7 protein-coding genes are annotated in these 12,404 nt (G+C 48.3%); 1 reads left to right on the forward strand and 6 read right to left on the reverse strand.

Annotation, left to right across the window (positions count from 1 at the left end; translation table 11 throughout):
- The 6 genes from WCG50_RS13290 to WCG50_RS13315 all read right to left on the reverse strand — a co-directional run.
- The coding region (locus tag WCG50_RS13290; protein ID WP_336900084.1) for a cytochrome c3 family protein at window positions 1-1,196 on the reverse strand (1,196 nt) is incomplete at its 3' end.
- An 18-nt stretch (window positions 1,197-1,214) separates the two neighbouring features.
- A complete protein-coding gene (locus WCG50_RS13295) occupies window positions 1,215-2,054 on the reverse strand; it encodes a hypothetical protein (protein ID WP_336900085.1) in 840 nt (279 codons plus the stop codon).
- A 50-nt stretch (window positions 2,055-2,104) separates the two neighbouring features.
- Window positions 2,105-4,396 (reverse strand): JDVT-CTERM domain-containing protein, encoded by a 2,292-nt coding sequence (locus WCG50_RS13300; RefSeq protein ID WP_336900086.1) that lies wholly within the window; start codon window positions 4,394-4,396, stop codon window positions 2,105-2,107.
- A 32-nt stretch (window positions 4,397-4,428) separates the two neighbouring features.
- Entirely contained in the window at window positions 4,429-5,874 is a 1,446-nt protein-coding gene (locus WCG50_RS13305) for a DUF3443 family protein (RefSeq protein WP_336900087.1), read from the reverse strand.
- A 5-nt stretch (window positions 5,875-5,879) separates the two neighbouring features.
- On the reverse strand, window positions 5,880-6,797 hold the full coding sequence (locus WCG50_RS13310) for a DUF2844 domain-containing protein (RefSeq protein ID WP_336900088.1): 918 nt from the start codon (window positions 6,795-6,797) through the stop codon (window positions 5,880-5,882).
- Window positions 6,784-9,306, reverse strand: a complete 2,523-nt coding sequence (locus WCG50_RS13315) for a tetratricopeptide repeat protein (protein ID WP_336900089.1) — start codon at window positions 9,304-9,306, stop codon at window positions 6,784-6,786. The genes WCG50_RS13310 and WCG50_RS13315 overlap by 14 nt, the downstream gene beginning before the upstream one ends.
- 2,134 nt (window positions 9,307-11,440) lie before the next feature.
- Here WCG50_RS13315 and WCG50_RS13320 point away from each other — a divergent pair.
- Complete coding sequence (locus tag WCG50_RS13320) at window positions 11,441-11,788, forward strand: hypothetical protein (protein WP_336900090.1); 348 nt, start codon at window positions 11,441-11,443, stop codon at window positions 11,786-11,788.
- Window positions 11,789-12,404: the final 616 nt, after the last annotated feature.

The raw sequence follows: 12,404 nt of genomic DNA on the forward strand, positions 1-12,404 counted from the left end.
CGCGACTTGTCATGGTCAAACTTGGGCACTTTCCAGTCCTTGGCACTGTGGCAATCACCACACTTTTGACCCAAATTGGCGACGTGCTTGTCGTCTTTTTTATGGCAAGCAAAACAGTCTTTACTGGCGTTCTTGTACATCACCCCTTCATGACACGCTTTGCACTCGGTTTTGATGTGCTTGCCTAAAAGCGGGAAATCGGTTTTGTCATGGTTAAAACGGGCGATTTCTTTCCATGACTTTTCAGTGTGGCAATTTACGCAGTCGCGTCCCAGTGAGTCTTTGTGTTTGTCATCCTTGATATGGCATGAATAACAATCCACCGCGGTCTTGGTGCGATACGGATTAACGGTATGGCAGCTGATGCATTTCGTTGTTCGATGCTTTCCGTTTAAAGCGTACTTGGTATCTTTATCGTGGTTAAACAGTGACGTTTTCCAGTTTTTGGTTCCATGGCAGCTTTCACATTTTTCACCATACAAGCCCTTGTGTCCTTTTTGGCTATCATCTTTTTTGTGACAAGCAAAACAATTCAGTGGCGTATCTTTATAGACATTGTTACGATGGCAGTCGACGCACTTGGTGTCTATGTGCTTACCTGTTAACTCAAATTTTGTCTTATCGTGGTCAAACTTGGCTTCTTTCCAGTTCACATCGGTATGGCAGTCCGCACACAATTTGCCCAGTGTGCCTTTATGGGTGTCATCTTTGGCGTGGCAACCATTGCAAGTTCCAGCCGCTTCGCGATAAAGCTTGCCAGCCACATGGCACTTTTCGCAGGACACTTTTTGGTGCTTGCCGCCTAGCTTGAAGTCGGTCAGTTTGTGGTCAAACTGGTCTTTATCCAATGTCAAAATCTTTGCAGTCACACCCTTGTGTTCGGTATGGCAAGCACGGCAAGTCTGCTGCTTCATTTTGCCGTGATAACCGGTGTGGGCTGACACATCAGCACGAGTTTCCTTGTGGCAATCAAGGCAGCGTTTGTCTTGTCCATTGCGATCAAACTTCACGTGACACTGCGCGCACTCTTCTTCATACTTAGCGTGCGCTTTGGAAAGCTTGCCTGGTGCCATGACCGATTCGATGCCTTGCGCCATAACCAATGGAGCGCAAAGAACAAGCCACAACATGGCAATCCATTGCCAAAATACTCGATTGCACCTAGGTGAGCTTAAATTTTGCACGCCAACTTTCATCTTGATTTTTTGAACCGCTTAGTACGCATGCACAGCAAAAATGTGTACAAACGTACTGACCACCAGCAGATAAACAAAGGGAATGTGCGCAATGTGCCAAGCCGACAACATCCACTCATAGGCACTGAACTGGGCCACACGCACTTCTGCATTGAGATAGCGACGCGTTAACTTGTGCGCCAACCGACGACGATCAGCAACCTTGTCTGCTTCCCATTTCATCTTCTCTGCCAGACGCGCCGAGGGCTCACGCAACAAGCGCACACAACGCCAGTAAACCAACCATTGCCACACAGGCATCACAAAAACCCGACGCAAGTGGGTGCGCCAACCCGGCAAGGCATCGCGCTCATGCTGGGCAAACTCAAGCAGGGTTCGCTCCACTTCAGGCGCAAAACTCAAAAGGGAGCGGGCACTTTCCTGCTCCAAGCCAGCGCGCGTCTTGAGATCTTGCTGACTAACAATTTCGCCATACAAACCACGGTTGACACGGGCATAAATAAAGCGCCCCACAACACCACTGAGGGCCACGATGATCATGCTGTAAAGCGCCACACCCGCGTTCAAGGAACCATACTCAAAACCCGAATGCACCAGGACCAACATGGGGCCACCTATACCCAGCAACATGTGAAAAACGAGCCAGCCTTTGACGGACCCCCACTTGCTGGTGAACTTGAAATGTTTGCGTATGGGGTAGATGAAAAGAATCAACATCAGCACGGCCCCCGCTACGCCCAGCCAATAGCCCACATCGTCACCCGCCTTGAATAACTTGAGCAGGCTGATCTCACGCGCGACCCACACCAGCAAGACAAGCACAGCGTATACGAACAGGTCTTTGGAAAGACCTGGCACACGGCGAGCATTCGGTTGCTTGCTACTCTTTGGTACTGATGCCGCTGTGCTCACAGATGTCCTTTATCCGACTGATGCTGCAAACTTACAACAGCTTTTGCATTTCGAACTCGACGTTTACGGGCATAGGCAATTTGCAACGCAGCCAATGCGACCAACAACCACAACAGAGGATCGGGGTCGCCAGCAATAGCCATTGAACAACCACCGCCGCTACTGGCGCCACCGACATTAACAGCGGCTACAGATGTTGGTGTTGAAATTCCAGCTGCAGTAGCTACATACAGACGGCCAGCAAGTACCCGTAGGCCATTGACGGCAAGTGACGACATTGCAGAAGCACCTGTTCCACTGATTGGTACCAAATCTTTATGCATGCTGTCGCTCAAATTAAGGGCCAGTAATCCATGCACCGTTCCTACATAAAGAACTGCACCATCACTCACTAAAGCAGAAACCGTTTCAAACTCACCCGTCAACGTTTTGGGCAACCCACTCACAGGACCCCAACTGGCTGTTTCGCTTTCACATTGAAACAAGAAACCATCACCAGCTGCAAAAACTTTTCCTGCACCTACCGCAAGACGGCTAAGTGCAGCATTAGTCGGCAATTGTGAATTTGTATTTCCAAATTGGTTCCACGAATATGAAGATATTGCAACGTCAGCTGACCGATAGACATAATTGGCGTAAGTACCGGCTGCATCTTTAATAACACCTGCAACGTACACAGATCCACTCGTAACGACCAAGGCCCGCACGCCCACATCAAGTGGAAGAGCTACTGGGAGCCCAGAAGTAGTGCCTGTCAAATTCAAGGCGAGCAAACCAGTTAACCCTTGTCCTTGACCCGCATCGCCACCCACATATAGATATTGTGAACCCAATGCCAATGTATTCACATCATAGGCACCTAGTATTAAAGTCCACGCTTTATTTTGATAGGAAAATACGCCAATGTCCGTACCAGCAAACAAAATATTGCGAACAGGATCAACTGCCAAAACTTTGATATTTTTTATATTCGGAACAAGGTTCAAGTTTGTCGTGGACCAACTTAATCCGCTGTCATTACTGACCATGACATCCATATAGGTGTCGGACAAAGACTGGGCAATCGCAAACATGGACGAACCTAGAATCGCAACATCTTTTACATTAACGTTATCCAAACGTTGACTTGGAGTCGCCAATGTAACTGGGCCATTACGCACGGAAACTGTAGACATATTTGCGCTATCAGAATTAGTGCTATTGACCCCAAAATCTGTCGCCCACAAGAGACTCGACCGATCTGCAGGGTTTAACAGAATGGCTGCATTGACCATTGCAGTCATAGGAAAATCTGGGCTTTTAATCAAAGTTAATGATGTTGGAAGTGTTGCATTATCAAACGCTGTCGATATGTAAGCACCGGTGTTAGTAGAGATCGCGAGCACTGCTAGTCCACTCGAATTCACTTGAGCAACAGTTAATCCATTACATGAACCGAGTGAACCACTGGATGCGGGCTGCCAAGCCAAAGGTACTACTGTCGTATCAGCTTGGAAAACGTTACCAGGCAATGTGCAAGCAAACGCCAAAGTAGATGACGCAGAAACTATTGCAGCGATTGGCTCTGAATTAAAGCCTGAGACTGAGACAGCACCTGCCTCACTATCAACCCAAGTGAAACCAGATTTATGGTCAGGAATAAAAATTACACTATCAGAACCAACTGCAATATCGTTGCCCAAAATTCCAAGCGATCTCACATGTTGAGCTTGCAGCGGGTCAATTGTTAGCACGGGAAGACTTACTGAATTCCAAATAGGATTCGTAATTACCGAATCTAAACCCACCACGCTAATCCAATACACATTCGAACTATCAGGCTCAGCCATGTAAAGAATTGAATTCACGCTTGCCAACAGCTTAATGGTACTTATCGGCACTGGAGCAGTAGGAGCAGGGACTAATTTCCAATTTGATACAAGGCCTGCAGGGGATGCGTACACACCACTATCTGTTGCCACAATAATTAAATTACCCAACGAAACCATTGAATAAATTTGACTGCCTGATGGCAATCCGCCATTCACAGAACTCCAGGTCACGCCCGCGTTATTACTGTGAAATATACCGTTCGCAACACTACCAGCATAAAGAGCCGAAGTTGGAGCAGCAGGATCCGCCAACAAACTGGTAACACTTCCACCAGCGGGTCCAATTGAAGTCCAACTTAATGGGGACTGAGCCCAACTCAGACTCGAAACCAGCATACAACCAAGCAAGACCAGCAAATGCAAGATAGTGCTCAGAGCTTTGAAGTCATAAAAAAATTTATAGCTCTTTAATTTCATAGATCCGCCTGAACAAAAAAACAAAACCATCTTCAAAATGAATACCAAGGTCCGCTCGAATATGTGGAATTTGTTGATGAAGTATCCCAAATTGACATATACACACTGCGACCATAAAAGAAAGGTAAGCCCCAAGAAAATGAAGCTGCTTTGGTAGATAAGGGTGGCGCGCCTGCCATGCCGCTGTAAGCACTTATAGCACCCGGAATTTTCGAGGCGTTCCCCACTAAAAAGTCAACATTAACTGCATGATTTCCCGGAACATCACCATCAGAAATAATTGCTTTTTTAGTTAACAGTGAATCTGGACAATACCAACTGGATATCAAAACAGAAGCTGGCGTGCAGAGTGGAATTGAACCGTCAGTAAAAAACAATGCATTGGTTCCAGTATCTAAATAACTGTTATAAATAATTTGACTGCTGTTAGCCGAAACGTATTGAGTCGTCACATTCAAGTATGACGCTAAACCATGACTTGACTTGCTGTTATGTGGATCCACGCCAAGGTAGGCCTTGTTTGCAGATGTATCAAGCTTATTACTAATGGTCCGCAAATTACTGTCACTGGCTCTGGTGTCTATCCCGAAAACAAGCTCACCAAGAACCTTGTTTGCGCCTGTGACAGGTAACGGAGGCAGTATTAAAACCACCCCGTTGTTATCAGCCACCCCATTCGCGTCTGGAGAGAGTTTATCAACCGGGTTATGCACTTGCAACGGCAAATCTACGGCAGCAGCACGGCAATCCAACACACTTGTTGCTACTGCAGGACAGGTGTAATACACCACATACGTATTCGGGTAAAGATTACTCTGGCAAGTCAGCCCACAGTCCACGGGTACGCTTCCGATTCCCAAGATTCCATTGGATCCAAGTTGAGAAGCTGAACTTAGAATATGAGACTGTGCAGCGTCAGAACAATTGGTGGGTGCCTGTATTGCAGCCGAGGGGATATCCTGAATCAACTGCACTTGAAGTGCTTGCGCCCATTGTTCACCCAAACGAACATCAGCTACCGCAGTTGGCCCCCACAGACCGCCTACAACGAAGGGATAGCATTCGTAGACAGGATCCAAATTCGGAACAGTAAGGTCATTAGGCGTCAATATGGGAGTCAAGCCAAGAGAACTGACTTTACTGGCAAGTATCCGCAGACCGACAGAACCGGTATCGACCTGAACATGATCAATATTGGTACATTTTGCTTGAGGGTCCGTCGGCCGAGCGCCGACAGCACAGACAGTCACTGATGCGAAAAGTATATTTATGGGTGGCGATGTGAAAGTACCCGCAGGTACCCAACCGTCAACGACCACTTCCAAGTTATTGGCCTGTTGGACAAATGTTTTTCCAACGGTGATGGTGCAATCTGAAGTTTTGCAAATGAGTGTTGTTGAGCTACCGCCACCGCCACAACTTGCCAGCACAAAAATGCCGACTATCAATCCAATCAGAAGCTTGATTATTGAATACACAAGCGCTACTCCATGCCAATGCTTTCCAGACCTAATCCTCGGGGCAGCATGGACCGTCGAAAAGCAAAGCCTGAAAACACATTCAAATGGGAAGTCGACATAACCACTACATCCAATCCCTCGTGCCTTAATCGACGCTGAATACCGGGTTGAAGCGCTGCTTCATGAGATGCATTTACGTAGCTTGGAAAGGAATTGCCTAATAATTTTGAAAAATCCGGTTTGTACATGGTGTTCCAACTCACAGCAAACACATTGCCATCGGATGACACAAATTGACGAATTCTTGATCCGTCTACAGACGTTAAATCTGAAATTGAATATAGAGGTAAAGATGACACTGTCCGCTTGGCATGCATACGGACAGTGTCAACATTGATTGAATTCTCGTGCTCTCCTAGTACGGCAAACGCCGACGTTATGGGCAAGAGCAGAAACGCCACAGCTATCATGCGAACACCATGTTTCACACCATTCAACATATGCAAAGTCGGAGATTTATTTTCTATGTTTTGGCATTGGTTTGCGGCCCCATCGGTGCCTGGGTGGCGACTGAGACTGGAATTGCATTGCGTGGCAACACTTGCAAAACCATCGGTCTCTTTACATTGTTGGTTATAGCGCCTATCGCTGAGGAAACTATTTTTAGGAGAGGACTTCATGCCCTGCTGAGCAAGCATATTTGCTATCGACTCGGTTATCTCTCGCTCCCCAATCTCTTGACTGCACTCATATTCAGTTTGCTGCATGCTCTCCATCAGGGTTCGCCTTGGTTGCTCTTGACGATATTTCCTTCTCTCATGATTGGTCTCATTTGGGAGCTCAGCGAAGAACGACTCACTACGCCGATACTGATTCACGCTTGGTACAACTTGTGTCTCATAGGGGCGAGTTGCTAATGAAATATTTTCAATAGAAATCATAGCGGTAACCAACATAAAAGAAAACAGAGGAAGAGTCTTCGTGGTTGGTTGGACCATCAGTCTTGGAATGTTCAAAAATAGTCTCACCAAGTACACTTGCTTTCTCTGTTACTTTGTACGATATACGCAGTCCTGGAGACACCCGCAGCACTTTGGTCTCAGTATTATCTGTCTGTGTGTAAACTCGAATGGAAGGCTCTATGCTAGCTTTATTGTCAAGGAAACCTGTCAAATTGTTATAAGCGAATTGAACACCTCGCAAGGTATCACTAGTGAGAACACTGAGGTTAAATCCATTGATATCTCGTTTTGAATACAGGTTAGAACCCGTCAACTGGAATGAAACATTCATTTGAGCGCCTGTAGCAGGAACCGCCTCAAAAGTGCCTACAGCTGGAAGAGCGCCCACATCACTCGCACGGAAGTCGACTGACCCTTGCCACTTCGGCGACAGTGCTCTTGATACACTGAACATCGCTTGACGCGCTTGAGCCGCAGTCCCCACTGCCATGCCCTGCACTTCATTTAGGCTCTTGAGTTGCAATAGCGTTTTTAACGAAGTAAATCCTGAACTAATCAAGGCATTACTCAATTGAAGTGAAGGAGCCTTGCGGTTATCCAACAACATCGTCAATGTCGTGTCATACGGACCCTGAAGTGAACCTTGCATCGTCAACGCATTAAGTGCACGAAAATTAATGTCGTAGTCAACTTGCGAATACATCGACAGTGATTCTCCGAAATATCGCAATTCCAAACCTACGGCTCGCCGATCTGAAATTCCCTCGGTGGTTTGATCCACCAGCGATATATTTCCACCCCAATGTTCAAACACACTATCTGCTTCGAGCATCACCCCTGTTAACCGTTGCGAAGGTGCAGATACGAGGGTATTCACGGGTACACCCGCCATGGCGTTAAGTTTTAATTTGCTTGCGATAGGCATCGTCAACGACACACCATCAAATAAACCAAACATCGAGCCGCCTATTGCGGACTGTCGCCCCAAACGTACGTCAACTTGTGGATTGATGAGACGGTAATCAACATACATGGAACTCAAACCACTTTGTGTATTGGTCGAAGTGATGAAATTATGTGAATATGTATCACGCAAAACCAGTTTCACATCAGCATTTTCTGTTTTATAGCGAGTTGAAACATCAACACTGGTCACCAACGCAGACTGGTTGGTTCGACTTAAAGTATTTTGGTCTATTCCTGCCGATATATTGACCAGCGAGTCTGTCTTGGTTTGCCCCCCATAGTAATATTGGGAAATACTGCCCGTGTAGCTAAAGCTGGGCTGGACTGGTTTCACCTCAGTTTTAAGACCTGTTTTGACGTCGGCCGTCAGCCCCCCGCCCAGCGCTGCAAATAGCTGTGCAACACGTTTCGCACCATCACCTTGCGGGTACAACTTGAGGTATAGCTGATATTCAATGCGTGCTTTATTGGGTTGATTTAAACCCATCCAAGCAGATCCGATCAATTCTTGCGTTTCTTGCGATGACGGATTGGGTGGAAGCAACAAAGCATGGTTAAAAGCATCTACAGCGTCTTGCCAACGCTGTTCGGCCAATGCCTGTCGTCCTTTTATCAATAAATTTTCTGCGCTGGAATTAACTTGCGAAGTACTTTCTGGCTCAGCAGGAATAGAACCCGTATTGGTATCTCCTGCTGCAGGAACCAAAGGTGAGTCACTCACGTTTACGACAGTCGACAAACCAGGCGGGGCTTCCAACTGAAGAATGCTTGCTGATGGAAATCGATCTAATGCTTTTTGACGTACTTTCTCAGCATCTTTTTCAGTTTGGAAATAACCAATTGCCAGTGCAAAGTACTTAACGCCGTCTTGTTCAAATACACGTGTGAATACAGCGTAATCCTGAAATTCAACCGGTACACGCGGCATATCCGCTTGTTTATCCACTGAAAACGTTTGCAGTACCAATGCGAAATGACGGTCACTCGGTGTTTCAACCATCGCGGGCATGTGGTTTGAACCAGTCAACGTTTCTTTATCGTTGCTTTCCCCGTCGAAATCAATGTCTATGGCTCTGGCCCCAGGACCTTGGCGCACAGATGCATGAACTTTTTCTGTAAATTTCAAGGTTAGCAATTTTGTTCGCAGATTTGGGGATGCTGCGTACGTCAGAACAATACCAACTTTTCCTATAGTTGCTGCGAGTCGTTTACCTTCCTCAATGGACTGATTTAAAACAGGCTCATCTGCAGCAACAATCTGAAAACTTACTTGTGATAAGTCCGTCGATGTTAATGGTGATTGGCGCAAAAACCTGACACTCGCATTGAACGTAATGCGTGCAACTGCATGGCCAGATATATCTACCCATTCCAGGCTTTCAACGGTTTGGGCTGTTGCGGACCCAGAGAAGAATACGAAATACAGCCCTGCACAAAAAATAAGCTGCCTCACAATCCATCCATGACGAACTGAGGTGGGTGATTTGATTGGTACCAGCATAGAAAGTTTAATGCGTTGCAATTCAAGGCCCTACAAGGTTTGGTTTAATCCGGTTCAATGCTCGCATCTGCTTAGGAATAATTTCGCTATTCGAAATGTGGCAACTCACGCATGACAGCTTATCAGGCAGCGGTCGGTAAGACGGTGACATGTGAGAGTAGTTCGCCAGTAGCCAATTATTGGTCTTGTGGCAGCTATCACAAGACCGTGGCGTTATGAAGTGCCCCGCAGGCTTGGGTGACGCACCCATACCGTTATGACATACCTGGCAGGTATTTGGTGAGATTCCATTGTGACTGAACTGAGCAGGAAGCCAAGACGTTGTTCTATGACAGGCGTCGCATGAGTTAGTCACCATCAAATGACGAGCTCTCATTCCCGTGGCCCGCTGACCATCGTGACAAGTTTTGCACTTACCTGACTCTACGCCTTGATGGTCGTATGTAGTCCCTAGAGTGCCGCGAGTCGGTTGTGTAATTTGCAGGTTTGGAAGCAAGCGACCTAGCTCCGTGTTTAGCAACGCCTCACGCATGACGGGTCGCCCTAGCGCCATCTTCTTGAAGGTTGTAGTTGAGTGGCAGCCACTGGCATTGCAATCTTGTCCAGCGTGATGGGTTTTCGAGTCTCTCACTTTAATAGTAACTCCGTACCATGTGTATGCCCACTCATGACAACTCATGCAAGTCTGTTTTGTAACTACAGTATGGTTCATTGCTGACTTAGGTGTTGCCAGCAAGAATGTTGTGAAATTATTTGCCACGTGGCAGCCTTCGCAAGCAACGCCTGCGACAGGTATGTGGGTAGACGTACTAGGTGTCGTAGCAGCCGCACCACTCAGCAAAGGCATGACTGTTGGTTGGTAAATCATGGATGGTGGAGAAGTGCAAATGGCTTGAGTCAAACACCCTGCAAATGGCGCTACTGTAGTCCCAGCACCTTTTGTGTGGCAAGAAATACAACCGCTTGTCGTACTGAATCCCGTATGCATCGTCGCTGATGTGGCCAGCTTTCCAACAGCAGAGGAGTAGTCACCTGATATCAAATGACACGTTGAACACGTGGTTAATGTTGTTGGTACATGCCCGGTTGGTTTAGCAATTGCAGTAAATACAGTCGTGCTGCTATGGCACTGCGAACATTCACCTGAAGCCAGTGAACCACTGTCATGACCAGAATCAATCAGGCCGTAGGTTGTCGTGCTTGCAGTTGGACGAGTTTGAAATCCTACAAAGTTCGGCCCTGCTGCTATTGAGGAGGTTCTTGTGTAAAAAGTTGCACTGACACCCAGCCATTGATATGCTTTTTCATGGCAAGTTGCACACAAAGGCATCCCACTATTGGCATGAATTGACACCCCTGTAGGTGCAGGCAACCGAAATGATGTAGCCCCAAGACCAGCTTTAGCGGTGGCCACACTAAGTAAACCACCCGGGATCAATGATGCGCTCGAATGACATGATTCGCAAGTTGCTGTCGCGTTTGCTGGGATGTGCGAATTGGGCCCCTGCGTCGTTGATACTGGATTAACAAAAACAAGGTTAGCCGCTGGAATTCCGTTAAACCCTTGTGCGCCAGCAGATCCATGGCAGGCAGCACACCCACTTGTGATGCCACTATGACTGTAAAGGGCTGTCGAGAAATTCGACCCATTGACCACCGTGCCATTCGGAATGCTGGTGCCTGTTCCTACGTGACAAACTTCACATTTAGTAGTTCCGTTAAGTGGTACGTGAGTAGCTGACGGCGCCTTAATCGTAAATGCAGCAACAGGTAGTGCGTAATAAGCTGCATTCGCCACGCTGTGGCACTGCTCACAGTTTGAAGCCGTAGGTACAGGCCCATTGGCGTGAATTGCAGTTATCTTACTAGCTGGCATCAAAGAATAGTCACTGCCTGTATGACAGGCTGCACATGAAACATTGGCCGTCGGAATATGGTTAAGAGGTTTGGCCTCTGCAATAAAACTGGTGGTGCTGAAATGGCAGTTTGCGCAGTCGGCACTGGTCGCGCGGTCTGGGTGGGTGGCTGACAGGGAGTAGCCCGTTCCATTCGGATAGGGTCGCGCCTGAAAGCCCACATAGCTTGCGCCCGTCGCGCTTGATATCGTGCTCGTTCTCGCATACAGGCCCATGCCCATCCAGTTAGCACCCTGCTCGTGGCAGCTGTCACATCCGCTGGTCACGCCGGTGTGTATCACGGTGCCCAATGGGATCGGGTTTTGGAACTTGGTGCCAGGCCCGGTCAACGGGCTCGCCTTGGCGCCCGCCAACACCAGACTCGTCAGGCTGCCCATGTGGCAGGTCTCGCATTTGGCCATGTTGACCGTGCTGCTCGAGGGGACGTGGGTCGCAGGAATTTCCACAATTTGCGTGTTCAGGAACAGGCTTCCCTGATTGGCTCCGTGGCAGCTATCGCAGCTGTTCTTGATGCCGCTGTGGCTGAACTGCCCGCCCGCGAAGGTCTTCATGCTGCCGCTCGCACCCGCCGCTGGCACTTGTCCTGACGGAACGCTGCCAACGTGGCAGGTCTCGCATGCCAACGCACTTGGGTTAGGCACGTGCAGCGCATTGGCCGTTCCCAGGTTGGTGAAGGTCTTCAGGCCTGGCACGTTGGTGATCGTCATGTTCGCACCGTGGCAACTCGCACAACCGGTCGTCATCGTGGTGCCGTGATCAAACGCAGAGCCGCTGAACGCGGGTGTGTCCGTTGCCAACAGGCTGCTAACGCTGACCATGTTGGTGCTCGCGCCAACGTGGCAGCTCACACAATCTTGTAGCGCGCCCATCGCCACGTGACTGGTCACGCTCTTCTCCGACACGATCGGCGGACTCATCGTGCTGATCTTGTTGAAGTTCAACGCGTTCGCACTGCTGTGGCACTGCGCACAGTTGGTGCTCGTGCTCGTCGGTCCATTCTTATGAATGTCCGATATCTTGGGCATCTTCGAGTAATCAATGCCGTTGGCACCTGGTACGTGGCAAGACGCACAGGTCGTGCTCGACGCCAGCGAGTACGGAATGTGATTCAGGGGTACCGCTGTCGTGCTGAAACTGGTGGTGCTGGCATGGCAGTTTGCGCAGTCGGCACTGGTCGCGCGGTCTGGGTGGGTGGCTGACAGG

Origin of the sequence: Rhodoferax sp. (assembly GCF_037143375.1) — a bacterium.
Lineage (GTDB): Bacteria > Pseudomonadota > Gammaproteobacteria > Burkholderiales > Burkholderiaceae_C > Rhodoferax.

Bases quoted from the DNA above. Each gene is read 5' to 3' on its own strand.
- WCG50_RS13300 (WP_336900086.1), bottom strand. From the start codon at position 4,396: ATGAAATTAAAGAGCTATAAATTTTTTTATGACTTCAAAGCTCTGAGC.
- WCG50_RS13310 (WP_336900088.1), bottom strand. From the start codon at position 6,797: ATGATTTCTATTGAAAATATTTCATTAGCAACTCGCCCCTATGAGACA.